The sequence below is a fragment of the Neobacillus sp. NPDC093182 genome, from assembly GCF_044754045.1.
Map to the genome: position 1 here is coordinate 541,567 of NZ_JBIVOI010000002.1, position 26,740 is coordinate 568,306.

Annotated in this window: 23 protein-coding genes, 7 tRNA genes, 1 rRNA gene and 1 riboswitch; of the genes, 10 read left to right on the forward strand and 21 right to left on the reverse strand. The window is 39.6% G+C overall.

Annotated elements, in window-relative coordinates; all coding sequences use genetic code 11:
* Positions 1–183: 183 nt before the first annotated feature.
* The 5 genes from ACIQAA_RS07305 to ACIQAA_RS07325 form a co-directional block, all read right to left on the reverse strand.
* The gene (locus tag ACIQAA_RS07305; RefSeq protein WP_402616985.1) at positions 184–1,611 is read right to left on the reverse strand and encodes an amino acid permease; all 1,428 of its coding nucleotides are present in this window, start codon (positions 1,609–1,611) and stop codon (positions 184–186) included.
* 70 nt (positions 1,612–1,681) lie between these two features.
* A complete protein-coding gene (locus ACIQAA_RS07310; RefSeq protein WP_402616987.1) occupies positions 1,682–2,857 on the reverse strand; it encodes a Glu/Leu/Phe/Val family dehydrogenase in 1,176 nt (391 codons plus the stop codon).
* A 104-nt stretch (positions 2,858–2,961) separates the two neighbouring features.
* Positions 2,962–4,434, reverse strand: a complete 1,473-nt coding sequence (locus tag ACIQAA_RS07315) for an aldehyde dehydrogenase family protein (RefSeq protein WP_402616990.1) — start codon at positions 4,432–4,434, stop codon at positions 2,962–2,964.
* A 76-nt stretch (positions 4,435–4,510) separates the two neighbouring features.
* Positions 4,511–6,229, reverse strand: coding sequence for a thiamine pyrophosphate-binding protein (locus ACIQAA_RS07320; RefSeq protein WP_402616992.1), 1,719 nt, complete (start codon positions 6,227–6,229; stop codon positions 4,511–4,513).
* Between the two features lie 70 nt (positions 6,230–6,299).
* Positions 6,300–7,358 carry an aromatic ring-hydroxylating oxygenase subunit alpha gene (locus ACIQAA_RS07325; RefSeq protein ID WP_402616995.1) on the reverse strand — a complete coding sequence of 353 codons (1,059 nt, stop codon included), beginning with the start codon at positions 7,356–7,358 and terminating at the stop codon, positions 6,300–6,302.
* Positions 7,359–7,697: 339 nt separating this feature from the next.
* Between ACIQAA_RS07325 and ACIQAA_RS07330 the strand changes: the two genes are divergently transcribed.
* Entirely contained in the window at positions 7,698–9,068 is a 1,371-nt protein-coding gene (locus ACIQAA_RS07330) for a sigma-54 interaction domain-containing protein (protein WP_402616998.1), read from the forward strand.
* Between the two features lie 373 nt (positions 9,069–9,441).
* Here the strand turns inward: ACIQAA_RS07330 and ACIQAA_RS07335 are convergent, their stop codons facing one another.
* On the reverse strand, positions 9,442–10,716 hold the full coding sequence (locus tag ACIQAA_RS07335; RefSeq protein ID WP_402617001.1) for an amidohydrolase: 1,275 nt from the start codon (positions 10,714–10,716) through the stop codon (positions 9,442–9,444).
* Between the two features lie 53 nt (positions 10,717–10,769).
* Here ACIQAA_RS07335 and ACIQAA_RS07340 point away from each other — a divergent pair, with 53 nt between their 5' ends.
* Entirely contained in the window at positions 10,770–11,333 is a 564-nt protein-coding gene (locus tag ACIQAA_RS07340; protein ID WP_402617004.1) for a hypothetical protein, read from the forward strand.
* A 404-nt stretch (positions 11,334–11,737) separates the two neighbouring features.
* Here ACIQAA_RS07340 and ACIQAA_RS07345 read toward each other — a convergent pair whose 3' ends face one another.
* From ACIQAA_RS07345 to ACIQAA_RS07355, 3 genes are all read right to left on the reverse strand, one after another.
* Positions 11,738–12,367: a YczE/YyaS/YitT family protein gene (locus tag ACIQAA_RS07345; protein ID WP_402617007.1), complete on the reverse strand. Its 630-nt coding sequence runs from the start codon at positions 12,365–12,367 to the stop codon at positions 11,738–11,740.
* Positions 12,368–12,665: 298 nt separating this feature from the next.
* Positions 12,666–13,163: an LURP-one-related/scramblase family protein gene (locus ACIQAA_RS07350; RefSeq protein ID WP_402617009.1), complete on the reverse strand. Its 498-nt coding sequence runs from the start codon at positions 13,161–13,163 to the stop codon at positions 12,666–12,668.
* Between the two features lie 452 nt (positions 13,164–13,615).
* Entirely contained in the window at positions 13,616–14,167 is a 552-nt protein-coding gene (locus ACIQAA_RS07355; protein ID WP_402617012.1) for a YhcN/YlaJ family sporulation lipoprotein, read from the reverse strand.
* 148 nt (positions 14,168–14,315) lie between these two features.
* Between ACIQAA_RS07355 and guaC the strand changes: the two genes are divergently transcribed.
* A complete protein-coding gene (gene guaC / locus ACIQAA_RS07360; protein ID WP_402617015.1) occupies positions 14,316–15,299 on the forward strand; it encodes a GMP reductase in 984 nt (327 codons plus the stop codon).
* A gap of 558 nt (positions 15,300–15,857) precedes the next feature.
* On the opposite strand, the gene ACIQAA_RS07365 is transcribed toward guaC, so the two are convergent.
* Positions 15,858–16,718, reverse strand: coding sequence for an EamA family transporter (locus tag ACIQAA_RS07365; RefSeq protein ID WP_402617018.1), 861 nt, complete (start codon positions 16,716–16,718; stop codon positions 15,858–15,860).
* Positions 16,719–17,110: 392 nt separating this feature from the next.
* Positions 17,111–17,959 (reverse strand): DegV family protein, encoded by an 849-nt coding sequence (locus ACIQAA_RS07370; protein ID WP_402617021.1) that lies wholly within the window; start codon positions 17,957–17,959, stop codon positions 17,111–17,113.
* Between the two features lie 336 nt (positions 17,960–18,295).
* Here ACIQAA_RS07370 and ACIQAA_RS07375 point away from each other — a divergent pair, with 336 nt between their 5' ends.
* The 7 genes from ACIQAA_RS07375 to ACIQAA_RS07405 all read left to right on the forward strand — a co-directional run bounded on the left by ACIQAA_RS07375 (position 18,296) and on the right by ACIQAA_RS07405 (position 24,306).
* Positions 18,296–19,378 (forward strand): branched-chain amino acid aminotransferase, encoded by a 1,083-nt coding sequence (locus tag ACIQAA_RS07375; protein ID WP_402617024.1) that lies wholly within the window; start codon positions 18,296–18,298, stop codon positions 19,376–19,378.
* Between the two features lie 308 nt (positions 19,379–19,686).
* Positions 19,687–20,151 carry a M15 family metallopeptidase gene (locus ACIQAA_RS07380; protein ID WP_402617027.1) on the forward strand — a complete coding sequence of 155 codons (465 nt, stop codon included), beginning with the start codon at positions 19,687–19,689 and terminating at the stop codon, positions 20,149–20,151.
* 185 nt (positions 20,152–20,336) lie between these two features.
* A riboswitch (Lysine riboswitch) is annotated at positions 20,337–20,516 on the forward strand.
* A 127-nt stretch (positions 20,517–20,643) separates the two neighbouring features.
* Positions 20,644–21,522: a 4-hydroxy-tetrahydrodipicolinate synthase gene (gene dapA, locus ACIQAA_RS07385; RefSeq protein WP_402617029.1), complete on the forward strand. Its 879-nt coding sequence runs from the start codon at positions 20,644–20,646 to the stop codon at positions 21,520–21,522.
* A gap of 193 nt (positions 21,523–21,715) precedes the next feature.
* Positions 21,716–22,558, forward strand: coding sequence for a hypothetical protein (locus tag ACIQAA_RS07390; RefSeq protein ID WP_402617032.1), 843 nt, complete (start codon positions 21,716–21,718; stop codon positions 22,556–22,558).
* A 115-nt stretch (positions 22,559–22,673) separates the two neighbouring features.
* Positions 22,674–23,153 carry a DUF2243 domain-containing protein gene (locus ACIQAA_RS07395; protein ID WP_402617035.1) on the forward strand — a complete coding sequence of 160 codons (480 nt, stop codon included), beginning with the start codon at positions 22,674–22,676 and terminating at the stop codon, positions 23,151–23,153.
* Positions 23,154–23,942, forward strand: coding sequence for a cytochrome c oxidase assembly protein (locus tag ACIQAA_RS07400; protein ID WP_402617038.1), 789 nt, complete (start codon positions 23,154–23,156; stop codon positions 23,940–23,942). It begins immediately after the preceding gene.
* A gap of 178 nt (positions 23,943–24,120) precedes the next feature.
* Complete coding sequence (locus ACIQAA_RS07405; RefSeq protein ID WP_402617040.1) at positions 24,121–24,306, forward strand: hypothetical protein; 186 nt, start codon at positions 24,121–24,123, stop codon at positions 24,304–24,306.
* An 88-nt stretch (positions 24,307–24,394) separates the two neighbouring features.
* Here ACIQAA_RS07405 and ACIQAA_RS07410 read toward each other — a convergent pair whose 3' ends face one another.
* The 10 genes from ACIQAA_RS07410 to rrf form a co-directional block, all read right to left on the reverse strand.
* Entirely contained in the window at positions 24,395–24,865 is a 471-nt protein-coding gene (locus ACIQAA_RS07410; RefSeq protein ID WP_402617043.1) for an SRPBCC family protein, read from the reverse strand.
* A 25-nt stretch (positions 24,866–24,890) separates the two neighbouring features.
* Positions 24,891–25,754, reverse strand: a complete 864-nt coding sequence (locus ACIQAA_RS07415) for a nitroreductase family protein (protein ID WP_402617046.1) — start codon at positions 25,752–25,754, stop codon at positions 24,891–24,893.
* 137 nt (positions 25,755–25,891) lie between these two features.
* A tRNA-Ile gene (locus tag ACIQAA_RS07420) sits at positions 25,892–25,965 on the reverse strand.
* 6 nt (positions 25,966–25,971) lie between these two features.
* Positions 25,972–26,045, reverse strand: a tRNA-Gly gene (locus ACIQAA_RS07425).
* A 13-nt stretch (positions 26,046–26,058) separates the two neighbouring features.
* A tRNA-Gln gene (locus ACIQAA_RS07430) sits at positions 26,059–26,133 on the reverse strand.
* 36 nt (positions 26,134–26,169) lie between these two features.
* A tRNA-His gene (locus ACIQAA_RS07435) sits at positions 26,170–26,245 on the reverse strand.
* A gap of 39 nt (positions 26,246–26,284) precedes the next feature.
* Positions 26,285–26,361, reverse strand: a tRNA-Met gene (locus tag ACIQAA_RS07440).
* Positions 26,362–26,438: 77 nt separating this feature from the next.
* Positions 26,439–26,514: transfer RNA gene (locus ACIQAA_RS07445), tRNA-Val, on the reverse strand.
* An 18-nt stretch (positions 26,515–26,532) separates the two neighbouring features.
* A tRNA-Glu gene (locus tag ACIQAA_RS07450) sits at positions 26,533–26,607 on the reverse strand.
* Positions 26,608–26,646: 39 nt separating this feature from the next.
* Positions 26,647–26,740: ribosomal RNA gene (gene rrf / locus ACIQAA_RS07455) — 5S ribosomal RNA — on the reverse strand; the annotation flags it as partial.

Sequence of the window (26,740 nt, forward strand, 5' to 3'; positions counted from 1 at the left end):
TTTCACCATCCTAGTTTAGAATAGATACATGTAATTCAGTAAACGATATGTTTTATTTGGATAGCCAATATTCGAACCTTCTGACAATTAAAACCCCATTAAACCATTTTCTCTTTGAATTGGAAAGGTGTCTGATCTTTGGATGCCCATCTTTTATCCATACACCACTAGACTTTTTTAAATCTATTGCACTAGTTTATCGGGCTCCCCATTTGTTAGGACGGTTGTATCCATTTTCTTTCTTGTAAATTTAAAGTAGTAAAAAACATAACAAGCGACAACAAAGCCGAATCCTATATAAAGCGATGTCCGCTGTGCCGGATCGAAAGCAGTAAACACGACGATTCCTACGCACATGAGAATGCAGACAATTGGAACTAGCGGGAAGAAAGGAACTTTATATTTCAAATCCGCAAGCTTTCCGCCACCCGCAATAAACTGTTTGCGGAATTTATACTGTGCAAACGCAATGGCCATCCACGTAACGACCCCTCCAACACCACTGATCGCAAGCAGGACAACAAATAATGTTTCTTCTGCTATCACACTGGTAAGCAAGGAAAGCAAAGCAAAGGCGAGTGTCACAAGCAATGCGTTCATAGGAACACCGCGTTTGTTTACCTTACCGAATGCTCGCGGAGCCTGACCGCTTTGGGAAAGTGAAAAAAGGATTCTCGTACAAGCAAACAAACCTGTATTTCCCACTGAAAGTATCGCTGTTAATATAACAAAGTTCATAATATCAGCCGCATAAGGAATTCCTGTCATATCAAATACAGTTACAAATGGGCTTTCGAGCACACCCGCCTGTTTCCACGGAACAATGGCTGATAAGACAAAAGTGGCCAGTACATAGAAAAGTAAAATACGGACGATGATACTCCGGATTGCTTTTGGGATACTCTTTTCGGGATCCTCTGTCTCACCCGCTGCAACTCCCATAATTTCTGAACCCATAAAGGCATAAACGACTGTCATCACGGATATAAAGACACCGATGAAACCTGTTGGAAATATTCCGTCACCGAAAAAGTTTGAAAGGTAGGGGGCCGATTGTCCCTTTATAGGAACCAAACCGAAAATCGCTGCCCCGCCAACGACAATAAAAAAGAGAACAGCTACTACTTTAATGGCAGAGAACCAGTACTCCATCTCAGCAAAGCTTCTTGTAGTCAAGGCATTTATACCGAATAAAAGTAAGGAGAAAACGGCACACCATACCCATACCGGTACATCTGGAAACCACCTGGCCATCAGCAAACCGGCTGCAATAAACTCTAGTCCTACATAAATGGCCCAGCTAAGCCAGTAAGTCCAGCCAATCATAAACCCAGAGGCAGGGCCGATAAACCGCTCTGCATGGGCCTGAAATGAACCGGAAACCGGCATTACGACGGATAGCTCCCCAAGACAAACCATAACCAAGTACATGAGCAAGCCGCCGAATAAATAGGCGGTAATAGCTCCGAAAGGTCCGGCCTCACCAATCGCATACCCCGATCCTAGGAAAAGACCAGTTCCAATGACTCCCCCTATGGAAAGCATAAATAAATGCCTGCTTTTCATCGAACGTTTTAATTCTTTTGGTTGACTCCCTTGTTCTGGTTTCATCTAATTCCCCCTGTATTTTTTCTATCCGTATAAGGGATAGGGCAAATCATGACCAATTTTTATTATCTGCTTATCTGACGGTTTCCTTTTCAGACATGCTTGTAAACTCTACTAAATCACTGACTTCAGGTTTAAAAATTTCATACGCAACATCCCGCTGATATCGGTTTTGTTTCTTCGCTTCTGAAAATAGTTGATTGGTATTTTTTCGGCATAGCTTTTCAATATCATCCATCACTGCCTGCGGGTCTGGTTTGACCAGTCCAAAAATAACAGCGTCATAAAATCTTATTGCCCCTAGGTTCGCAACAAAATCATTAACGATGTCAATGCCTCTTTGTTTGATGATTTCATCTCCTTCGGAAGATACTGGTATATTAGCAGCTTCAACAATCAAACTCGCTTTAACCGTGTCAGCATTAGACTTGTTGATCACGTCCTCTAATGCACATGGGATAAGAATATCGCAATCCACATCGAGCCACTCAGAGTTCGGTCTTACCGTATAGGTTGGTTCAAAATAAGCCTGGTCCATTTCTCCATATACATTCTTATGGTCAATAAGATTTTGGATATCCAATCCTTCTTCACATGTGAGCAACAAGTTCGCATCTGAAATTCCGACGATGTTGTAACCTAATTGAGAAAGTTTTAATGCACAGCTTGCCCCCACACAACCAAAGCCTTGGATAACAACCTTCGCGCCGTCCTTACCATTTTTAAACTTCCAAGCTTCATCGGCTGAAAATGCAACACCATATCCTGTGACGGCATCATTTAAAAGCAATCCATCAATTCTTGTTTTCATCAGTCCATCAAAATCCTTGATCCCTTGAAGGACAGCAGGGTCTTTTTTCATTGACTGCGTTAGAGGAATGTCGATGCCGAATTCGTTAAAGATTTGGAGGACATCTTCGTATTTCGTACCTAGGTCACTTCCTAAAGATACCCCGCTATCAATATAAGGCATCATGGCAATTAAAAACCTTCTTAAAACGGCATAAGCATCTGGAGCTTTATAATCATACTTAATACCAGCTTTACATCCTCCGGTCGTTCCGCTGTCACTAGCTACATACTTATAAGCCATTGCTTGGGCCAATCTTTCAACCTCTTCTTTTGTTACTGTCGGATGCATTCTCGTACCGCCACCTGTATAGCCTTTTACGAAATTATGAACAACAAGCCACCCCTGTGCATCCGTTTCCGTATCATTCCACTCAACAATTAAATATGGTTTAGACATTCCAATACCTCCCAAGAATTTCTTCTTTCAAGCATCATGCAGTCACTATTAAAAATACTATTAACACTACGAATATGTTGTTAATACCTTAAAAAAATAAGTTACTATTCAAACCAGCGAATAGGCGCAGGATCCAGATTAATGTTAATCTGTTTTGTTTCCTGGTATTCATCCAATCCATACGTGCCAAGGCTTCGGCTGATGCCGCTTTGTTTATATCCGCCCCATGGAGCTTGAATAGTTGTAAGATGGTAAGCGTTTACCCAAGTAATCCCGGCACGAACCTTTTTGATGACACGTAAGGCTTTGTTTTGGTCAGTAGAGAAAACAGCACCTGCAAGTCCATATTCTGTGTCATTGGCAATCTTGATTGCCTCATCTTCATCTTTGAATCTCTGTATGGTAACGACAGGGCCAAAGATTTCTTCCCTGACAATCCGCATATCAGTTGTTACATTGGTAAAGACAGTAGGTTCAATGAAAAATCCATCTTCCAAATCGTTACTCTCGATTCCATTTCCGCCAAGAGCAAGGTTCGCACCCTCTTCTTTACCAATCTGGATGTAATTTAGAATGCTTCTAAAATGCTTTTCGCTTACAATAGCCCCCATTTGGGAGTGCTCATCATTTCCAGGACCTACTCTAATCTTCTTTGCCTTTTGTATATATTTCGTTACAAATTCATCGTAGAGTCCTTCTTGGACAAGAATCCGGCTCCCAGAAGAGCAAACTTGACCAGATCCCATAAAAATGCCAAATAAAGAGTAATCAACGGCTGTTTCCAAATCGGCATCATCAAAAATGATATTCGGAGATTTCCCTCCCAGCTCAAGGGACACTTTTTTCATATTTCCGGCTGCGGCCTGCATGATATGCCGGCCGACCCCTGTGCTTCCAGTAAAGGAAACAATATCTACATCATCACTTTCAGCAATCGTTTGGCCAACCACCGGTCCATCTCCCATAATGAGGGCAGCTGCTCCCTTTGGTAAATCGGACTGATCAATCAGTTCAAACAATTTTACTGCTGTCATCGGAGTAATTTCCGCCGGCTTTAGAAGAATGCTATTACCAGCCGCAAGTGCCGGGGCAATCTTCCATACACTCATCAATAAGGGGAAATTCCAAGGGACGATTAATCCCGCAACGCCCATCGGTTCCTTAATGATCAATGTCTGCATATTTCCTGAGGTTTCATAAACCTGGCCGCTTGGCACATTCAGCAGACCTGCATAATAACGAAATGTATTCACAGCCTCCTCAACATCCGACTCTGCTTCTCTTTTTGTTTTTCCATTATTCTGGACTTCTAAATCTCTTAATTCATCTATGTTTTCCTGTAATAGATCAGCAATCTGAAGTAAAACAGCCGCCCTCTCCTGCGGGGATTGATCAGACCATATCCCACTTTCAAACGTTCTTTTTGCTATTTTGATTGCCTCTTCTGTTTCTTCCTTCGTAGCACTCGGTGCCCTGGCAATGACTTCCTGCGTAGCGGGATTAATAATATCAAGTTTGGTCGGGTTACTAGATTCTACCCATTGCCCATTTATATAGTGTTTTAACTCTTTTGTCATAGCTTTGTACCTCCAAGTATGGCTTACGCTCCCCCACTTTAGAAGCGGGGGATGAATGTTAAATTTCGGCGGAAATCTATCCCTTTTTTGGACGGAAAGATGCGATATATTCGTCCGAATCCTTGTATTCCAATACGCCTACTGCTTCTACATCGACTACAACCATATAAGGCTTTTTGCTTGCGATGGCATTCGCTAATCCCACCTTGAACTCTTCCACCGAGTGAACTTTCTCTGATTCGAAGCCCATTGATTTTGCCAGCATGACGAAATCTGGATTTTTCAAGTCTACCGATATACGCCGGCCATATGCCGCTTCTTGATAGTATCTTAAGATCCCGTAGCCGCCATCATCGAATAATAGAACGATAATCGGCGCATCTTCCTGAATCGCTGAGATCATCTCACTTGAATTCACCATGAATCCACCATCACCAGCAATCAGAACCACTTTCTTTTCTGGCTGACCAATTTGGGCGCCAATCGCCATTGGCAAACCTTGTCCGATTCCGCCACCTGTCATGTAGAGGTAGTTTCTTGGTTCATAAATATCGAACAATTTATTTCCCCAAGTGTATCCAGGGATGGTTACGTCCGTCACCAAAACTGTATTCTCATGTAGCTGTTCACGCATAATATCCGCCACTTCACCATAAGGCCCAATTTGGCTCCGAAGGTCATCACGTACAGCCTGACGGACTGACTTCACTTCATCGACATAATCTGTATCCGGATGTATCTCCTTATTGGCTAAAAGACTATTAATCTCTTGTAAAACTGCCTTGGCATCCCCGTTCAGTGTATACAATGTATCAAAATTACGATTAAAGGCATGAGGGTTCAAATCAATATTGATGTGATTTTCCGGTATTGGAAGTGTCCATCCATTCGTTTCACTGCTACGGAAACGGACCCCGACACTAATAAGTAAATCCGACTTTTTCAATAGTTCCTCCACTTGAGGGAAAAACGCGAAGTTGCCGATGCAAAGCGGGTGGTTTTCAGGGATAGACCCTTTTCCGGATTCACTTGTAACGACCGCAGGCTGAATTTTATCTACCAGCTTTTGCAGTTCCCCTGATGCGCCTGAGGCAATGACCCCATTTCCTGCCCAAATGATTGGCCTTTTTGCTAGGGCAATCCTTTCAACCACATCAGCAGGAATGTTGATTTTCACTTCTGGGTTTTGAACTGTTTCCACATCAATTAATTGATTTTGCGGAATGATTTGCGCTTGGAAATTGGTTGGAATGGAAATAGTCACAGGACCTGTAGGAACAGTTAGAGCCTCTTTGATCGCTTTACGCATAAACGGAATGATTTGCTTAGGACGCTTCAATAAATAAGCTGCTTTGTTCGCACCCTCCATCATTTTTAACTGGTCTTTAGCTTCGTGAATATAACGTTGGTCTGTTCCAATATAATTGGAATCCGCTTCCCCAGTAATGTGAAGAACAGGAGTCCCTGAGTTCCATGCTTCTGACAAGGAACCTGCACCATTACCTGCTCCAGTACCAGTACTAGAGATGACAACGCCCAATTTTCCTGTAGCACGGGCATAGGCATCAGCCATGTTGACCGCGCCGCTTTCACCACGGGCAGTAACGGTGCGGATGTTTCCATCCCTAAGGATTGCATCATAAATTGGCATATTGTGGATACTTACGATTCCAAATACTGCCTCCACTCCAGCTTGCAGGAGCTCTTTTACGATGGCATCCGCAACTGTAAATTCTGCTTGGTCATTTTTAACATTTCGTTCTGCAACTGCTGTGAATTCTGTTTGATTATTCATTTTCATCCTCCAAATAGGTCTAGTAATATATTTCTCTATAAATCTATCTTCATATAAACGAAGGGGTACGCTATAGCATGCCTTCTTTCACGTTCATAGCTTCATCATAAAGGTTGTGAAAAAATTTGATGGCATACTCAGTCGGTGAATATACTCCATGCTTGAAGGCATTCGTATGGAAACCTTTTTGCAATAACTCTACAAGGTCAAAATCCTCTAATCTTACCTGATCGACAAAACGGATCAGTTCCTCTTGCTCTTTGTTAATTTCATCCGATTTAAAGTAGTAGCTATAGATGGCAAGTGATTTATCCGGTGCCAGCGGCAAAATTTGACTGGTCGTCATATTCCCATCTTTCCCAGGATAGATGCTCACCATCAAGTTTGGCCATACCCAATAGAAATTGGCGTGATCTTCTTGTTGTTCATTCGACTTTTTGGTTAATTCTGAATATTGACATGAGAAATTGCCATGTAAGTCAATGTGGTAATTTTTCATATCAAATGTTTTTGAAAACTCAGGATGGGCAATCTTACAATGATCGCACTCCAGGTAATTATCAACAACCGCTTTCCAGTTAGCATCAATGACCCTTTGGGTTACCCGAACCTTTTTCAAACAATCCAAGAAGGTGTATCTTTCCAGATTGGCCATGAATTCTCCGTACGTTTCTTCCATTGGTCTTGCTTCTGGGTTCAAATTTATGAAGATCATGGACTGGAATACTTTAAGCTTTACTTGTGGCATACAGCTATGGTTTCCTAATTCATTTGTACCGAAGTTTGGCGCCTTATTCAACTTCCCATTCATGTGGAATGTCCAGCCGTGATAGGTACAGGTGAAAACCTTCTTATTTCCACACTCGTTTTTTTCCACTTTGGTTCCTCTATGCGGGCAAATGTTGTAAAAGGCATTCAATTCATTGTTTTTATCCCGGCTAATGATTAATGGCTGATCTGCTATTTCAAAAGTAAAGAAATCCCCCGGATTTCCCACCTGGCTTATATGTCCAGCTAAAACCCAGCTGTCTTGAAAAATCTTTTTCTTTTCCTCTTCAAATATTTGCGGATTCACATAATTATCGTATGGTAGAGTGTGCTCCAGAGCATTCTCTGTTAGCGGTTTCATTTGTCATTCCTCCTTTTGTCATTCAAATCCTTTAAAAGTATTTTTCATAATTTGTTATATGCAAATTTCGTGCCAACTATCTTTTTATCTAAAAAACCGAGATTAATAGGTTTTTAAAAGGGCAAGTGAGTTCATTTGTGTTCACCTGCAGACTTTCCCCCTGATATTTTCCTATTTTAGACACTTCTTCAGCTATTTACAATTCAAAATATTTCGACTATTATTTAGGTGGGATGTGACTATAATCACACTTTTGTCTACGGTAACATTTTACTGAATACAATAAAACTCACTCTGAGTCCCATCGAGCTCAGATGTTGATTTTCGGGAGGTCACTTCATGCCATTATCCAATTTTCAAACCAATTTAGATTTAAATATGGAAGCGCTTATAAAAATTTTAGATTATTCTTCTGACGAAATCTTTGTTATCAACAAGGATCAGAAAATTATCTATGTAAATGATGCCTGTAAGAAGCATTATGGGTTAAATAAGGAAGACGTTATAGGGAAAGCGAGCATGGAATTAGCTGATAAAGGCTATTGGTATCCCTCTATTTTCCCCGATGTTTTGGAAAGAAAAGAGCCAATTACGATTAAACAAACCACCATCCTTGGTGCGGAACTACTCACCTCTGTCGTCCCTATTTTAAATGATCAAAAAGAAGTGGAATTAATCGTAACGACAGCAAGGGAATTACAAAGCTACAAAATGCTGAAAGTAAAAGAAAGCGATTCAAAAAAAAGTAAAAAAGCTGAAGACCCATTTGGCAGCATCATGACAAATAATGAAAAGGTGAAAAATGTGTTGAAGTTTGCCAAGAAGGTGGCAGCTGCAAACTCTACGATATTAATTCTAGGCGAGTCCGGAACAGGTAAAAGCATCTTAGCCCAATATATTCACGAAAAAGGAAATAGAAGGAACGGCCCATTTTTAACCATTAATTGTGCTGCCATCCCTGCTGAATTAATGGAGTCCGAGCTTTTTGGCTATACACCTGGTTCTTTCACTAATGCAAACCGTTCCGGAAAAAAAGGGATACTGGAAAGCGCGGATGGGGGTACGGTGTTTCTTGATGAAATAGGGGACATGCCATTGCCTCTTCAGGCTAAAATACTGCAAGTTATTCAGGAGAAAAAATTTATTCCCATTGGCGGCATTAAAGAAAAGTCAGTCGATATCCGAATTATTGCCGCTACCAATAAAGATTTAAGTAAAATGGTGAAAAGTAAAACATTCAGGGAAGATTTATTTTATAGGTTAAACGTGGCGGATATCAAAATGCTCCCGCTTCGGGAAAGACGGGAAGATATCATCCCGCTCATCTATAATTTCTTATACAAATTTAATCGAATCCTTGAAATGAACAAATTAATTTCTAAAGATTGCCTCGAATGGCTTACCCATTATTCATGGCCCGGAAATATTAGACAATTAGAAAACCTAATAGAAAAGCTTGTCATTGTAAGCAATGATGTCATCGGTATCGATGACCTGCCCGAAGACATTTATAACCAAGGACTGGCGCAAATTGAAAATACTGCCCCTGCTACCCTTAATGAGGCAGTCGAACTGGCAAAAAAAGAGATGATTCGTAAATCCTATAAAGTGAATAAAAGCTCTAGGCGCGTGGCCAAGGATCTGCAAATCAGCCAAACATATGCGGCCAGATTGATTAGAGAATATTGTCAGGACTTATCGGAGGATTGAGCTTCCAATTTAATGATGCGGCAAAAAGCCTACAAAAGTTCTCCGAATTTAAATCTTTTTCTCAAAAAAGGCTCTCACCATGCTATGAGAGCCGAACTTGCTATCTAAAAATGGGGTCTGGCCCCTGACGAATTAATACTTTACTTTACTGGGGGTCTGGCACCACTATCCTGTATTTGATTCTATTTTACTATCCATCAGGAGTACCTGGAACAAAAAATGAAAACAGGAGAATTTTCAGAGTTAAAACATAAACAAGTACTGGTAACAGCAATTCCGGAAAACTCAGGAATGTTTACCGGAATTTTACTGCTTTTCAGTTATTGCAAAATGAGGGTCTCTCTAAACTCCTGAGCTCATGCTACTGGGTTACTTATAATTCTGCAAGTCCTTTGAAAAGTTCCACTGCGGTTTCGATGATTTCATCGCGGAAGTCATACTCATAGGTATGGATGTGAGGATAATTTTCACCGTTTCCTATATAGCACATAGCACCTTTTGTTAACTTCGTGTAGTGGCCGAAATCTTCTGAGGCGCGGAAGGCTTCTTTCATTTCAACCAACTGAAATCCTTTTTCTTGGCTGACCTTACGGATCTTATCAGAACTTTCTTTGTGGTTTACTGTCTCCGGAAATTCATCGTTGAAGGAGAAGCTTATCTTCAGTCCATACTGGTCAGCTTGCTCACGTGCAAGATCTTCAAGGTTTTTCTGAAGGTTATCCAATTCTGCTTCGTACAGAGCACGGATGGTTAAGAGAAGATCTCCTTTACTCGCTGCTAAACCGAATGCTCTTTCCCCTATGTTTACTTGAACAACAGTACAAAGTACCAAACCTTCATTGTTTTCAGGAGAGGTAAGCTCTGGAATGGCGTCAATAATCTTTGCAATCGCAAATGAAGGATTGACTCCATTCTCAGGCTGGCTGGCATGAGCAGGAGAACCTTCCATGTGGATAGTCATGCCCCTGGATGCACAATGAGCGGTTCCGTCAATTACATTGATGGCGTTAAAAGCCATTCCACTCATATTATGAAAGGCGAATATTTCTTCAATGTTATGTTCCTCAATAAAAGTGGCACATTGGATGGCACCTTCTCCAGTTTCCTCCGCGTGCTGGAAAAGGAAAAAGATGTTTTTGTCAGCACCCTGTTGGTCGACTTCCAGTGCAAAACCGGCTAGGCTTGCAGCATGCCCATCATGTCCACATTTGTGGGATACCCCTGGATTCTTGGAAGCGTGCGGTACGTCGATCACTTCCGGCATTGGAAGTGCGTCAAAATCTGCACGATACGCAATGTTCTTTTTATCTTCACCTGCTCGATAAATCGCATAGAACCAACGGCCTCTATCTACGATTTGGAGATTCGTATGCTTTTTTAGAAAATTGATTAAATGCTGTTTAGTCCAAACCTCTTCATTCGAAATTTCAGGGTGCTGGTGCAATTCATGACGCAATTGTTTAGCTAATTCTAAATTTTTTAAATCCAACGTACCATAACCCCTTCCTAGTGATATGTAAGTGTCCGCAATATCACCATGTAATAATCCTCTTCTATTCCAACTATTATAATATAAGTAAATCAAAGTGGGCATTGATTTCCAATCGTCTATTCCAGTGGAAACAGCTGCATATAGATGGCTATACAAATAGATACCGCCCCCCCTAATCTTCTTAACTAATACAAAAGGGTGATTACTTTATGATTTGGAATAAGGATTTACAGGAACACATTTTACCCGTCATCACTATAGTAAGAAACCGAAGAAGTTTCACCTTTAAATTGGCCGCTTCATCGTTATTGGGTTTAATCGCAGCGATCTTGCAGGGTGCAGGCGGAGCCATCCCAGGAATCGGAATGCTTATAAGCCCCTTTTCCACCGCCCCCATCATCATAAGCGTGCTGCTCCTGCCATCGTATGGGATCTTAAGCTATCTTCTAGCAATTTTCCTATTACTGCTCATTCAGCCTTCTGAACTGTTTGTCTTTCCATTTACAACAGGTGCAATGGCCTTAGGAATCGGCTATGGGTTTATCCTGTTTAACAAGGGTTGGAAAGTTATATCCTTTTCTAGTTTGTTTTTATGTATAGGGATTTGTCTCTTACTCTATGTCTTTCAATTCCCTGTTTTAGGTCCATTTTTAATCGAATTTAGAGTAGTGAATATGATCATTATTTACTTATTTTCACTTGCATATAGTTGGTTATGGATCGAACTTGTCCTGCGATTACTCCCTAAACTCATAAACCCAATAAAAAGCTAGAGAACTATTTCACGACAAAATAGTTTTTTTAGTAAATGAAAGGGAAAAATAGGAAAACACAGCTTGAAAGGAGAGTCTTATGAAAGTAACCGATTTACTTGTTCATTGCTTAGAAAATGAGGGCGTTGAGTATATTTTTGGAATCATGGGCAAAGAAACCCGGGGTAAGACCCAATCAATTGAATGAGTTTGTACAAGTATTGGAGGATGCTTTAAAGCAGGCCAATTAACTTACACTGATTGATGTTAGCCAAAAATAGACTTTTATTATAGAAAGTGGACCGTGGGGACGGTTCTCATGGCCATTTTAATTTTATATACCAGGCTGGGTGTAGACACCTGCCAAGGTAAGTAATAACAAAAGGCAGTACCAGGAGAACCGTCCCCAAGGCACAAAGGCAAATCTATGCTGCTAGTGTTTGGTGCTCAGCAAGTAAGTAATTTAGTAGTTTTTTACATTGCGGTAAGGAATAGCCTACCATTGGACCTAAGAAAAAGGCAATGATTACTGTTCCAATCCCGACTGGTCCGCCTAATGCCCAACCTAGGATGAGTACTAGTACTTCCATTCCATTTCGAACCCACTGTAAACTCCATCCTGTTTTTTCTACAATCAAGATCATGATACTATCTCGTGGACCAGAACCCACATCAGCCGAAACATATAGTCCAATTCCAAAACCTAATAGAACAACACCTAAAACAAAAGAAAATAATGCACCTATGAAGTTATCAATACTTGGCAATAACCATAAGAAGAAGTCCATAAATAACCCAAGTAACAACATATTTAAAAACGCACCTATTTTAGGTAACTTTTTCGTTGCAATAGAGACAGCCGCAAGCAATAGGCATCCCATAATTATCGACCATGAGCCAATTGTTAGACCCACCTGCAGAAACAATCCATAATGCAGCACATCCCAAGGACCGATTCCTATTAACTGTCCTTCGATTGTTAATGCGGCACCTAATGCTAGAATAATAAGTCCAAATACAAAAAACGACCAGCGAAGAATCCATTCTTTTCTCATAATTTCCCCTCTAATCTAGAAACTTTTTACCTTGAACACTATACCATATCAATTATTAGGGAAACATAATTATTAAATGGAAATTAAGGATAGACGGAGTCATTATTAGTAACCTTCGAAATTAATTAAAGAATCATTTAATTTAAAGAGGCACGAGTTTAATCTGCGCCTTTGTTTTAAAAAATAGCTAATTACAAGTGAGATATTAAAACCTCATTTACTTATGGTAAGGTTTACCGCACCTATTCAAGCGGCGGTTTATTATAACCCGTTAGCTTTAATAATTTACACCCTGATTTTAAGTCGTAGGTGCTGAAGACGCAGCTGATTGGTCAGCCTTCACACAATCAATTGCAACTACGAGTGCAATAATAATCGTTTCCATCTCTTGATCCAATATTTGAACCTTGTAGCTATCTCCCCAAGTGAACCATTCCTTGCTCACTTTACCTACGACTTCACCATGCTTTAATACCTGAAAATCCATATCCCACCAATTCCCATGTACTTCAATGCCTGCACCATCAATCGTATAGCGTGCTTTAAAGAAGGAAAACTCCTTCTTAATCGTTAATACTTCTCGACCATTCACCTCAACAAAAAACTTCGGTAAAAAGCTAAACACTTTTTTCGTAACAAGTGCTACTTTATCTCTTGTCGTATTCATAATGGAGAAAGTCTTTGGAATTTGCATAAAACTGCCTTCCACGTAATATACATCCTTCTCCTGATGATCCTTTACTGTAAATTTGCCACTAAGACTGAATACCTTCTGCTTTATATAAAGTTGCTTCATATTTCGCCTCCTCTTATATAATCATATTACTAATAAGTATATTGATGTTCTATATGGACCTTTCGAATTTAAGTTGGGAAAACAACATTTTCAAAGATTTATCAATGGATTCATATATAATGATAAATAGTCGTGCGACACAGTTAATGACTATCTTACATATCGAGAAGCAACGTAATGAATTTTTCTTATGAAAATTCATATACATTAGCTGTCTGGTTATGTTGGGCTTAATTTACTTATAGCAGAATTCATAGTACGAAAGAAAATATTCTTATAAGAGAGTAGTATCTAAACAGAAGACTGGGCATTTCCGCTGAGAATTGTAACGGAAATGCCCAGTTTATCTTCTATTTGAATACAATTGATATTATTTAAAAATTAAAAAGGACTACTACTATAGCTAGTAAACCTTAGATTATTCTAGGTAATTTTTGATTCAAAGGGCCAGATTAATCCTGGTTAACCCCAGTATGATTATTAAAGACTCTCCGAACCATTTTATTAAATCCGCCATTTAGTCCATCTGCTTGTCTTCCATTTTGTATTTGGTCTCGATAATGGCTCATCTGTTTTACGAAGTCACGATTGCTTGAAATATATACATTTTGAATAGATGCGTCTGCAGACCGTACTTGTTGTGCAATTTGATCCTCGACGTATGGGTAAAGTTCACCATGAAAGTCGTCAACCATATCAACTGCTACATAGGCATTACGGTTTACAGCAATGATTTCCGCACGTTTGACTTCATCCAAGTTCTTAACATGATCCTCTGCTTCCTCCACTACCCGTAAACCAGGTCTGGTTGTCTTAGTGTTCGTGTTCGTGTTCGTAAAGTTTAAATTTGGATTACCTAAACTATTTACTATATTTGAAGCACCAGCATTGCGATTATTTATCTCGCCGTGCTGATCGGTTTCTCTTCCTTCTTCCTTCATATTACACCCAGCAGCGAATGCAGCAATGCATAAGCAGGTTAATATAATCTTAAACTTCTTCATATGATTCCTCCTAATATGAGTTCATGATTACAATTACCTTTATTCCCTATTTTTATGTGGAAATAAGGAGGAATTTTTTTAAAAAGAATAAAAAGAAACCTTTCCAAACACACTAAACCATTGATGATTTTGTTTGAGGAGGCTTCTTATGGATAGTGTATTCGATTATGAAGATATTCAACTAATTCCGGCAAAAAGTGTGGTGAACAGCCGAACTGAATGTGATACAACAGTTTCTTTTGGCGACAGAACCTTTAAACTGCCTGTGGTACCTGCCAATATGCAGACCATCATTGACGACAAGATTGCAATCTTCTTAGCGGAAAAAGGCTATTTTTATATCATGCATCGTTTTGAACCGGAAAAACGGCTAAATTTTATTAAAGATATGCAATCACGCGGGTTATTTGCATCTATTAGTGTTGGAGTCAAAGAGGAGGAATATCGTTTCATTGAACAGATTGCAGAAGAACAGCTTTCTCCGGAATACATTACAATTGATATTGCACACGGTCATTCCAATGCCGTGATTAAGATGATCCAACATATTAAGCAATACCTGCCCCAAAGTTTTGTGATTGCGGGCAATGTTGGAACTCCAGAGGCCGTTCGCGAGTTAGAACGAGCCGGTGCAGACGCGACGAAGGTTGGGATTGGGCCTGGAAAAGTATGTATCACGAAGATTAAGACGGGATTTGGAACGGGCGGCTGGCAATTAGCGGCTCTTCGCTGGTGTGCTAAGGCAGCAAGTAAGCCGATCATTGCTGATGGTGGTATTCGAACACATGGAGATATTGCAAAATCGATCAGATTTGGTGCGTGTATGGTGATGATTGGTTCCTTATTTGCCGGGCATGAAGAATCTCCTGGCGAAACGATTGAAAAAGATGGCAGGCTCTATAAAGAATACTTCGGATCCGCTTCGGAATATCAAAAAGGCGAACGTAAAAACGTAGAAGGCAAGAAAATGTTAGTGGAACACAAAGGTTCATTAATCGATACACTTGTAGAAATGGAGCAAGATTTGCAATCGTCTATTTCCTATGCTGGTGGAAAAGAGTTAGATGCAATCCGTCATGTAGATTACGTTATTGTGAAGAATTCTATTTTTAACGGTGATAAGGTTTATTAAAAAGGTTTACGAAGTTATCTGCGGTCGGTGATTTTGTTAGGCCGATAAACAATGGAAATATGCAGGTAAAAAGGAATCTATGCAGGTAAGCGACTAAAAATTGCAGGTGGAGTATACATTTTGGCAGGTAAAGAATTTTTAATAAAAAAGGTAACTAAAAAAACCGTACCTCAATCCATAATCTACGCTTAATTCCGAGAGGAATACCCTTATATTGGAAATAGAAATACCTGAGCCAGGCCGCAGCCTGGCTTTTCAGTGTCGGGTTTGGGTGGCTGAATTTGTTAGGCAGATAATAACCGAAATATGCAGGTAAAAAGGAATCTATGCAGGTAAGTGACTAAAAATTGCAGGTGGAGGAATCATTTTGGCAGATAAAGAATTTTTAATAAAAAAGGCAACTAAAAAACCGCACCTGAATCCATAATCTGTGCTTAATTCCGAGTCTAGTATCCATATATAGGATATACAAACACCTGAGCCAGGCAGCAGCTAGGCTATTTCAGCGCCCAGGGGTTTTCGCTTAGCTTTTACTTATTTCCCCAACCCCCATTTGTCTTATAAAATCAGTAATACCGTTCCAATCGTTATGACGATACCACCGATTATCGTATGTTTAGCCGCTTTTTCTTTTAATATGACAAAACTTAATATCATCGTGACGACCACGCTAAATTTGTCTATAGGGGCGACAATTGAAACTTTGCCTATCGCGAGAGCAGCAAAATAGCATAGCCAAGATAAACCAGTAGCCACTCCGGATAAAACCAAAAAGACGTATCCCTTTTTCGAAATGTCCTTCAATTTCTTATGTGTTCCTTGGAACAATACGATCACCCAGGCAAATAACAGGATGACAATGGTGCGTAGAAAAGTCGCCACATTGGAATCGACCCCTTCCATCCCGACTTTTGCCAGTATCGATGTTAAGGCCGCAAAAACAGCCGCTAAAATCGCATACACAATATACCGCTGTGATCCTGAAAATCGTTTCTTTTCTTCATTTTTCCCGATTAAAATAAACGTTCCAATTGCTATGATTGCTCCTCCAGCCATAATAAAAGGTTCTGCCGGCTCCCCTAAAACCAGGATTGAAAAAATAATCGTAAGCACTACACTGGATTTATCAATCGGTACAACTTTGGAAACATCGCCAATGGCCAGAGCTTTAAAGAAAAATAACCACGAAAAGCCGGTCGCAAAACCAGATAACAGAATAAACCATAATGCGCTGGTTGAAATCTGAGGAATCGTTTCAAACTTGCCCGTTATCAATACCATAATAAAAGCCATGATTAATACCACAATTGTCCGAACTGCGGTCGCTAGGTTGGAATTTACATTTTCAATTCCTACTTTTGCTAAAATCGCTGTAAATGAAGCAAATAAGGCCGCCAATAATGCTAAAATAATACTCATTTTACACCTGCTTTTTTCTATATTTACTTACTTACAATGATAAAGAAAGTTGTTCTTTACAGGAAGCATGAGTAAGATTAATTTTTTCTTGCTCAACTTTTTTGTCGGAATATAAAAGAAATATTTTTATCATTGCTGAATATATATATTTTAAAACCAAATTTTCACCAGAAAGGGGAGTCTCGTCTTATGGATATCTGCATTTCTTGTGGAAACGAATTATCTCTCCCAGAGAGAAATCGAAGTGAATGCTGGGATTGCAGGGATACGACAACTGAAGCCTATACAGAAGATGAATGAGGCAGGGAACTGATTTTAGTCTAGATATTCGAAATTATAGCATATTATTTAAGAGACACCCTATCACAATGGATATGGTGTCTCTTCCTTTTTTATTCGTTAACCCATGAAAGTCCAAGTGTCCCAACACCTGTATGAACACCTGCAACGGTAATGAGCATTAACTTTTCTGTTTCGATAGCTGGGAATGTTTCATTTATGATTTTTTCAAGGCCATTTGCCTTTTCTTGGTCGTTCGCATGTACTATAGCCACTTTCTGAACTGTATTTGTATCTAGGTCTTCTTTTAAATTATTTACCAGCCAAGCAAGCGCCTTCTTTTCAGTTCTGACTTTATCCTTAATCTTTGCGGCTCCCTCCTCAATGGATAAAATCGGCTTTATATTAAATAGCGAGGCCAGTATTTTTTGACTTCCAGATACCCTGCCGCTTTTATGAAGCTGATCCAAGTTGGAAGGTACCAAAAATAATCGAGTGTGATCGCGTAAATTGTTTAATTGGTCAACAACTTCTCCAATTTCAAGGCCCTGTTCAACTAGATCTATTCCCCTTTTCACCAGGAAGGATAAAGGGAAGGAACCGGTACGAGAATCGATGGCAAACAATTTAAATCCAGCCATTTCTGCTGCCATAACAGAGGTTTGATATGTGCCAGTTAAGGTACTGGAAGCATGGATGGCTACGCCAAAGTCATACTCTTCTTTTAACTTTTCATAAAGGTCGACAATGTCCCCGATATTTGGCTGGGATGATTGGAATTTCCCTTCCTCATTTTTCATTCGAGTATAAAAATCTTCCTCGGTAATATCAATTGTTTCTTTGTAAAATTTATCGTTAATGACAACATGTAAGGGAATAACATGTATGTCATGCTTTGCAATAAACTCTTTGCTAAGAGAAGCAGTTGTGTCTGTAATCCAGGCAATTTTAGGCTTGTTCATTTTATCACTTTCCTTCAATGAAATTCTCTTAATTTATAATAGGAATAACTAAAATTAGTAGTATGGTAACGAGGTTAACATTACAAAAATGAATAATTTCTCACAAGTTATATTTGTCATATATGACAAAGTTTATTGAGTCTGATAAGCACGATTGTCACCGCTTTGACAAAACTAAAACAAAATTAACCTGTTTGAATCTAAATAGTGGTATAGTAAGAGAAAGTATTTTTACTATTTCAAAAATATAATTATCAGAGGTTTCGACATGATTCATGTTTAGAAGGATTGATGAGTGTTTAAAACTGAACCTATAATTAAAAATGAGGTGTGAGCATGAAACAGGAGATTTCATTTATTCAAAGAGAACAATTAAAAGCCAAGCCTGATACCGCTTCACTGGGTTTCGGTAAGTATTTCAGTGATTACATGTTTGAAATGGATTATCATGATGACCTGGGCTGGTTTAATCCAAGAATTACTCCTTATGAGCCATTAACGCTTGATCCTTCAGCGATGGTTTTCCACTATGGACAAGCTATCTTTGAGGGGATGAAGGCATATAAGACTCCGGATGGTTCCGTCCAGCTTTTCCGTCCAGAGAAAAACATGAAGCGTTTCAACGAATCATGTGACAGGCTCTGCATTCCCCAAATTGATGAGGAGTTTTTATTAGAAGGCATTAAACAATTGATTACCACAGAAAAAGAATGGGTTCCAGATGGTGAAGGGACATCTCTTTATATTCGTCCGTTTATTTTCTCAACAGAGGCTTATCTTGGTGTACGCCCTGCCAATCAATATAAGTTGCTCGTCATCCTCTCCCCGTCTGGAGCCTATTACGGCAGCCAATTAAGTCCTGTTAAGATTTATGTGGAAGAGCAATACGTTCGTGCGGTAATTGGCGGTGTTGGCCATGTAAAGACAGCAGGCAACTATGCTGCCAGCTTGAAAGCACAAAAAAAGGCAGATGCAGGCGGCTACGCTCAAATCCTTTGGCTCGATGCGAAGGAGAATAAATATGTAGAAGAAGTCGGCAGCATGAATATCTTCTTTAAGATTAATGGCGAAGTGGTAACACCAAGGTTAAATGGCAGTATTTTGCCAGGTGTCACACGTGATTCAGTTATTCAATTGCTAAAATATTGGAATATTCCTGTACGTGAAGAGAAAATATCCATAGAAGAGGTATTTGCTGCACACAAGCGCGGTGAACTCGAGGAAGTTTTTGGAGCAGGAACCGCTGCTGTTATTTCGCCTGTTGGTGAACTAACTTGGAAAGACCAATCGATTATCATCAATAACAATCATATTGGTCAGCTGTCTCAAGATATTTATAATGAAATGACAGGGATACAACTTGGGAAGAAAGAAGATCCATTTAATTGGACAGTGAAAGTTACTCAAGTTGAAGGATAACTCATGAACTACTTACTATGGAAGATCCAGTTGAGCTGGATCTTTTTTTTGTATTGAAAGACTTTTCACGTATAGAACAACATAAGGATATACAAAATTAGGAAGGCAACTTTTTGAAACAATGATTCTTTATTTCTCGTCTTTACTAATGCAGGATTTTTGACAAGAAAGGATTTGCGATTTTGAAACTTAACTGGAAAGGCAGACTGCTATTTACATTCATTATTGGCCTTATTATTTTATTCTTTGTGCAAAACCCTATTGGCACCAGCTTACTAAATGGTTTCAACATAGGAGGTTCTGCTCCAATGCCAACCGAACTTCATCCAATAGTGAGAGATCGGAGCAATCAATTAATCCAGCAAGCAGCTGATAAAGGGATTGTGATGGTGATTACGGATGACTTCCGTAGTGCTGAAGACCAAGATCGACTTTATGAGCAAGGCCGGACAGTCGCTGGAAATATTGTAACGAATGCAAGAGGAGGAGAATCCTTTCACAACTTTGGGCTGGCCATTGATTTTGCCATAAAAACATCTTCTGCAGATATTATTTGGGATATGCAATATGATGGCAACCAAAATGGAATAGCAGATTGGAACGAAGTTGTGGAAATGGCAAAAGCCCTTGGATTTGAATGGGGCGGCGATTGGGCTCAATTTAAAGACTATCCCCATTTACAAATGAACTTTGGCTTAACACTAGCAGACCTGCAAAATGGAAAGAGACCGGCAGATTTATCCCTAACAGCTGATTCTGATGATATAAAATAAGCGATAGAAAAATCGGGAACTGTCCGTCTGAGGTGGAAAGTGTCCACGGGTGGTGCCTGTCACCAAAATGGTCACCGCTCCTGCGGTGACCATTTTGGTGACAGGCACCTTTGCTCTTGAATTTTATAGAATTTTCTGGTATATTTATTAATAATTAAATATTTTCTTACTTCATTACCTTTTGAAGTGAGGATAGAGGTGCAAAAACCATTAGTACGCAATGGGAGGATAGTGAGGTCCTATGATCATTGTGGAAAGGGGAATTTGCCGAAGCGGATAGAATCTCATTTGTCTTGAAGCTGGTTCTGCTGTTGAATAAATACAGAACTGTCATATAGGTGACTATATGGAGGGCTATCTTACGCAAAGGAACGATTTTAAATTATGTTTCTACTGCAGCAGCGAGCCTTCGTTGCTGCTTTTTTGCGTTTACTTTTGATTGACCTGAACTACCTCTAATTTTTCTAAAAAATTATGTAAAGGGTGAGCTTGATGAATTTCGGCCAAGTTTTAACAGCTATGGTGACGCCATTTGATCAGCATGGAGAGATTGACTATAACGCAGCTAGAGCACTAGTAAATTACTTAATCGCTAATGGTACAGATGGATTAGTAGTTGCAGGAACCACTGGAGAATCTCCAACATTAACAACAGAGGAAAAAATAGCGTTATTTAAATTCGTGGTCGAGGTTGCAGCCGGCAGGGTGCCTGTCATTGCTGGAACTGGCTCCAATAACACGAGAGCATCTATCAGCTTAACGAAACAGGCGGAAGAAGCAGGCGTTGATGGAATTATGCTCGTAGCACCATACTATAATAAGCCATCTCAAGAAGGATTGTTTCAGCACTTTAAAGCCATTGCGGAAGCTACTTCTTTACCAGTAATGCTTTATAATATTCCCGGGCGCTGTGCCGTCAACATCTCTGTAGAGACGATTGTCCGCCTCTCTGCAATTAGTAATATTGTGGCGGTAAAAGAAGCAAGCGGCGATCTAGACGCCATGGCAGAGATCATTAGCCGTACTCCGGATACATTTACCTTGTACAGCGGTGATGATGGACTAACTATACCAGTTCTTGCAATCGGCGGTGCAGGTGTGGTTTCGGTTGCTTCGCATATCATTGGCAATCAGATGCAGGAAATGATTACACTGTTTAAAAATGGCCGTGTTCAAGAAGCAGCTGTTGCACATCGCAGCCTACTGCCAATCATGAAAGCCTTATTTACGGCACCCAATCCTACCCCTGTAAAAACAGCATTAAATTTGCAAGGTATCCAGGTAGGAGATGTCCGTCTGCCAATGGTTCCTTTAAATGATGAAGAAAAAAGCGCGCTGCAAAAAGTCCTGCCAATTAACTCATTGGTATAAATGTTTACAACCTGTCCCTCCATGGGGCAGGTTCTTTTATAACTAAAAATTAATTCTCGAATATTCACAAATATTACAATTCTCCTTATCATCCTCCTCACTATTTGATTGTATAATACGAATTGTTACATCCTTATTCCCCTGATTTACCCTCTCTAACTACTTCTAAAAAATACTGAAAGCAGGTCGATTTATGAAAAACAGTAAAAAGAAAAATTCTTGTGGTAAAAACATGCCGGAAATAAAAGCATGGGCGATTCCTATGACGACTCCTCAAGAAAGAAAAAACGTATTTATGGACTTGGCGATAAGTTCTGAATTTGGAATGAGGAATCGCGGTCTAGTCTTTTATTATGGGAAAGATTTAATTGCATACAAACGTGAAAGACCTTCAGACCAAAACCGCAATGAATTTCTCCGCATACTTGCAAAATTTATGACCGATTGTTTAGAAGATGATTGTCCTTCCTCCTGGGATCTATGTGGGTCCTCATTCTGGGAAAAATTCATCTATTACTTTTATCCCCAAAACATAGCAATCTCACCAAAGATGAATGAAGTAGAAAACTTCCTAGTCCAATTGAAAAAGTTTATTCGCTGGCTAGATAAACGAGTTGGTACACATTACTACCCTATTATTGAAAAATACTCCACAGAAGCTGCTCCTAATCTAAAATCCTGTGAACAACTATTAAATATCCTCTTTTTAAAACATTTTCCTCAAGCTTATAGTCCTAACTGGAATCCCGAAAAAGACATAGAAGAATTAACCTTAAATGGCACCCAATTTTTAAATTCCCAGGAAGGTGTATTTGAGGTTACAAGTAAAATTGAAGATACCTCTGTATTAACTGATTTGAGTTCTCATCACACTTATTATGTAAAAGATTTACCGTCAGATTATGTGGAAATAGGTATGATTTTAAGTGGTGTCATAGGTAAAAGAAAAGGGGAAAAACATTGGAATTGGTATATTAGCGTTGCCATTAATCCACAGCAGGCCAAAACCTATATTCCCACTTTCCTTACCTGTTAATCAAACGTTTGATTAGTTAAACATAATCTTTATTCGGACATCCATAATCTGTTTGGAATTAATTCAGACAGGTTAAACTAATGGGTAGGTAAAATTGGAATAGGGAGAGAAACAAATGACTAAACGTCATGATGAACGGCTGCACTACTTAGGACGAAATCTATTGTCAGGTTGTTTACTAGGAATCGGTTTTGTTGCTTTTATTGATGAGGCTGTTTTCCACCAGCTCCTGCATTGGCACCATTTTTATGATAAATCTACCCCAGATATCGGACTGGTATCAGATGGAATTTTTCATGCATTTAGCTGGTTTTCAACGGTTGCAGGGGCATTTCTTTTCTCCGATCTCCGTCGAAGAAATGCTTGGTGGCCAAAAAGATGGTTTGGTGGATTCCTAGTTGGCGGAGGGGGGGTTAATTTGTTCGATGGTACGGTGCAGCATAAATTAATGAAGATCCATCAAATTCGCTATAACGTGGAGATTGCGCCTTACGATTGGGTATGGAACATACTTGCCGCTATCATGTTAATCGCTGGATTAATGATGGTTTTTCGGACAGGACGGGAATCAAAAGTGATGGAAGGAACAGTCTAAATGAAACAAAACCATGTCCACCATGCAAGTGAACTGCCAAACGAACTTCTTTTGGCTCCCCCCTTTGTCCTGGCTGTCCTGATTTACCTCCTATTAGGATTAGTCTCAAACCAACGTCATAAACGATGGCCGATTTTTCGATACATATGCTGGCTATCCGGTGTTCTTTGTGCTGCTGCTGCACTAATAGGTCCTATTGCGGACCGTGCACATGAAAATTTCACGGCACATATGGTTGGTCACCTGTTCCTTGGAATGCTGGCACCTATTCTTATAGCATATGCTGCTCCTATGACTCTTCTGATGAGAACACTAAGTGTTGGACACGCTAGAAAACTATCTGGCGTGTTAAAGAGTTTCCCAGTTAGCATTTATTGTCATCCTATTGTTGCCTCTATATTCAATATCGGAGGCTTATGGATATTGTATACGACAGAGCTGTACTCGGCGATGCACCATTATGCCCTTCTTCATTTGGTTGTACATCTGCACGTATTTTTAGCAGGATATCTCTATACGACTTCGATTATCTATATAGACCCAATTCCCCACCGATATAGTTTTATTTTTCGTACTATCGTGCTAATCCTATCGTTAGCCGCCCATGGGGTCCTTTCAAAGTACATTTATGCTTATCCCCCAGCTGGCGTACCAATTGAACAGGCCCAAGCGGGTGGAATGATCATGTATTACGGCGGGGATATTATTGAAATGGGCTTGATAGTCTTATTTTGTCAACAATGGTATAAAGCTGCACGACCACGAACCATTGTGTCCATAAGTGATTAAGTATAGATAGCTTAACACTAAAAAAAACTCATTTATAAATTTTATCCAGCTTGTCTATGATGGTAATTAAGAAAGATGGAAGCTAATGAGAAACCATCCCAAATACCTCTTGCCCTGCATAAGTTTAGCTCTACGAAAATATGATTAAACTAAGTATCCTAAAAAAGGAGTTGTTTAGATGGAAATCTTTAATAAAATCGCTCTATTTTTTGTCGTTTTATACTCTGTCATCATTATCTTAAATACTTATTTAGGAGAAACTGAACGGGTACAATCCAATGTTATTTACTTTTTAATGAATGGATTTGCATATATTGTATCGGCAATGGATATTGAAAAAAGAAAAGTGGAGCTATCAAAGTAATCATTCTGACCCTTATTAAATTAATTAAACGTTTGATTAGTTCCTTTTCATCCGGTGAAAATCCTTTTAAATTACGGGCTCAACTTATTTAATCAAACGTTTGATTAGTTTTTGTTTCAACGATTTTCTTGAATTCTATGGCACGTGCCTCAATAAGTTTTTCTATATATTTTGCTAAAAACAATTTATCAATTAAGACTCCAATAAGACTGAACCGTGACTTATATTGAAAATGATCAATCATTATTGTCCCCGCTTCTTCTTCAATAAACTGGTGTATATGTATGGAATACCTAAATGGACCCTTTACCATTTTTTCTACAAAACTATAAGGATTCTCCATAAATATTACCCTCGTGGTTACCCTTAGTTTAATTCCATAGTGTACAGACTCCCAAGTTACACTGTTACCTTCCACCAGCAGCCCCTTTGTCACACCTCCGACAGCCTTTCCCTTTGTTTTCAAGATTGGTTGTGTATGAACCCCGACATCTCTGGCTAACTCAAAACAACTATCAATAGGCGCCTTAATAAATTGTTTGTGCTCAATAAGGGGCATTTCTAACTACTCCATTCATGATTCATTAAAGGAAATTCCAACTGACAATATACTCAGTGTGCTCATTTGGGAGTTTTAAAGTTGGATTTGTAACAGACCAATCACCTTTAATATCTAATTCCTTACAGGCTAATTCAAACTGACACATGGCAATTCCCATATCTAAAAGCTGCATATCATATCCCAGTTTTGAACTATAATTCGGTGTATGCTCAATGAAAAAATGACAAACCTTTCTATCGCGGGTCAATAGTAGTCTCCAAGGCTGTTTATTGGAAGCAGATGGTCCAATCCTAACCATTTCAATAGGTATTTCAAGTGATCCAGCATTTTCTTGGTTCAATGGCACTTCAAATGTTGAATCATAAAATAGCTTATCCCAAGGCTTTTTGTTATCAGCTTTTACAACGTACCGGAGTGCCTTATCGAATACCCGTTGTTTTTGGTTTGGATAGCCAATTGGTGTTATGCATGGGATAAACTCTTCATCCGCTAGCTGGATTTCTTGTTCAAACGAATTTCGGTTAAACGTTCCTCCCATCCAGCAAGTACCGATTTCTAACTCCGTTAACCATACCACTAGTTTTTGAAAGGTATACGCAAACTCAACAAGAGAGTATTTACCGTTTTGTGCTACACCTGTCAAATATGCCTGTGGGTTTTTAATAAATCCGTACGTGCCTAGCTTAATGCCTTTATCACTTACATTATTGGTTACTTGTATGAACTCTATTCTGCCCTTACTCCCAAATGGTCCAACCAAGTTCTCTTCATTGCTTATGTATTCCTTTATTCTTTTAACATGAGAATCTTTAATGGTTTGAGTATCAAAGTTTCTAATGGATTGGCGTTTTTTCATGGTTTCAATGGGTGATTTATTAAACCTCATAGTTAATCCACCTTTCTCAATATTATTGTAACCATACCCAAATTAAATTCCTAGAATAAGCTAATCGTTCCGCTTTAAAAAAGTCCATAAAAAAAAGTGATTACTATGAATAGCAATCACTTTTTTCGAAGTATTTATGGGCCTAAATGGACTCGAACCATCGACCTCACGCTTATCAGGCGTGCGCTCTAACCAGCTGAGCTATAGGCCCTTATTATGGAGCGGGTGATGAGAATCGAACTCACAACATCAGCTTGGAAGGCTGAGGTTTTACCACTAAACTACACCCGCAAAAAAGAAAAAATGGCTGGGCTAGCTGGATTTGAACCAACGCATGTCGCAGTCAAAGTGCGATGCCTTACCGCTTGGCTATAGCCCAATGATAATCTTTTATCGTCATCCAAAAATGGTCTTATGGGGCGACTGATGGGAATCGAACCCACGAATGCCTGAACCACAATCAGGTGCGTTAACCACTTCGCCACAATCGCCAAAATTATATAGTTGAGGTTTAAACCTAGAAATTTAATTGGTTGCGGGGACAGGATTTGAACCTGCGACCTTCGGGTTATGAGCCCGACGAGCTACCAGACTGCTCCACCCCGCGATAGTAAAAATAATAATTTTTTAATGTGCTCTTTGCACATTAACATATGGAAAGCTATTTTCGCTATTGAAAAACTATGGTGGAGGATGACGGGATCGAACCGCCGACCCTCTGCTTGTAAGGCAGATGCTCTCCCAGCTGAGCTAATCCTCCATATTAGGATAAAAACTTTGGTGACCCCTACGGGATTCGAACCCGTGTTACCTCCGTGAAAGGGAGGTGTCTTAACCACTTGACCAAGGGGCCATTCAAAAATTCACAAAATAAAAGCCCCGAAGGGGCAATGCCTGGCAACGTCCTACTCTCACAGGGACAAAGTCCCAACTACCATCGGCGCTGAGAAGCTTAACTTCCGTGTTCGGTATGGGAACGGGTGTGA

What these genes read in the sequence shown, in the direction of transcription:
- ACIQAA_RS07365 (WP_402617018.1), bottom strand. Translation starts at nt 16,718, where the DNA reads ATGAGTATTATTTTAGCATTATTGGCGGCCTTATTTGCTTCATTTACA.
- ACIQAA_RS07320 (WP_402616992.1), bottom strand. Translation starts at nt 6,229, where the DNA reads ATGAATAATCAAACAGAATTCACAGCAGTTGCAGAACGAAATGTTAAA.
- ACIQAA_RS07390 (WP_402617032.1), top strand. Translation starts at nt 21,716, where the DNA reads ATGAAAAACAGTAAAAAGAAAAATTCTTGTGGTAAAAACATGCCGGAA.
- ACIQAA_RS07395 (WP_402617035.1), top strand. Translation starts at nt 22,674, where the DNA reads ATGACTAAACGTCATGATGAACGGCTGCACTACTTAGGACGAAATCTA.
- ACIQAA_RS07375 (WP_402617024.1), top strand. Translation starts at nt 18,296, where the DNA reads ATGAAACAGGAGATTTCATTTATTCAAAGAGAACAATTAAAAGCCAAG.
- ACIQAA_RS07410 (WP_402617043.1), bottom strand. Translation starts at nt 24,865, where the DNA reads ATGCCCCTTATTGAGCACAAACAATTTATTAAGGCGCCTATTGATAGT.
- ACIQAA_RS07340 (WP_402617004.1), top strand. Translation starts at nt 10,770, where the DNA reads ATGATTTGGAATAAGGATTTACAGGAACACATTTTACCCGTCATCACT.
- ACIQAA_RS07370 (WP_402617021.1), bottom strand. Translation starts at nt 17,959, where the DNA reads ATGAACAAGCCTAAAATTGCCTGGATTACAGACACAACTGCTTCTCTT.
- ACIQAA_RS07355 (WP_402617012.1), bottom strand. Translation starts at nt 14,167, where the DNA reads ATGAAGAAGTTTAAGATTATATTAACCTGCTTATGCATTGCTGCATTC.
- ACIQAA_RS07345 (WP_402617007.1), bottom strand. Translation starts at nt 12,367, where the DNA reads ATGAGAAAAGAATGGATTCTTCGCTGGTCGTTTTTTGTATTTGGACTT.
- ACIQAA_RS07405 (WP_402617040.1), top strand. Translation starts at nt 24,121, where the DNA reads ATGGAAATCTTTAATAAAATCGCTCTATTTTTTGTCGTTTTATACTCT.
- guaC (WP_402617015.1), top strand. Translation starts at nt 14,316, where the DNA reads ATGGATAGTGTATTCGATTATGAAGATATTCAACTAATTCCGGCAAAA.
- ACIQAA_RS07325 (WP_402616995.1), bottom strand. Translation starts at nt 7,358, where the DNA reads ATGAAACCGCTAACAGAGAATGCTCTGGAGCACACTCTACCATACGAT.
- ACIQAA_RS07330 (WP_402616998.1), top strand. Translation starts at nt 7,698, where the DNA reads ATGCCATTATCCAATTTTCAAACCAATTTAGATTTAAATATGGAAGCG.
- ACIQAA_RS07415 (WP_402617046.1), bottom strand. Translation starts at nt 25,754, where the DNA reads ATGAGGTTTAATAAATCACCCATTGAAACCATGAAAAAACGCCAATCC.
- dapA (WP_402617029.1), top strand. Translation starts at nt 20,644, where the DNA reads ATGAATTTCGGCCAAGTTTTAACAGCTATGGTGACGCCATTTGATCAG.
- ACIQAA_RS07400 (WP_402617038.1), top strand. Translation starts at nt 23,154, where the DNA reads ATGAAACAAAACCATGTCCACCATGCAAGTGAACTGCCAAACGAACTT.
- ACIQAA_RS07350 (WP_402617009.1), bottom strand. Translation starts at nt 13,163, where the DNA reads ATGAAGCAACTTTATATAAAGCAGAAGGTATTCAGTCTTAGTGGCAAA.
- ACIQAA_RS07310 (WP_402616987.1), bottom strand. Translation starts at nt 2,857, where the DNA reads ATGTCTAAACCATATTTAATTGTTGAGTGGAATGATACGGAAACGGAT.
- ACIQAA_RS07315 (WP_402616990.1), bottom strand. Translation starts at nt 4,434, where the DNA reads ATGACAAAAGAGTTAAAACACTATATAAATGGGCAATGGGTAGAATCT.
- ACIQAA_RS07305 (WP_402616985.1), bottom strand. Translation starts at nt 1,611, where the DNA reads ATGAAACCAGAACAAGGGAGTCAACCAAAAGAATTAAAACGTTCGATG.
- ACIQAA_RS07380 (WP_402617027.1), top strand. Translation starts at nt 19,687, where the DNA reads ATGCCAACCGAACTTCATCCAATAGTGAGAGATCGGAGCAATCAATTA.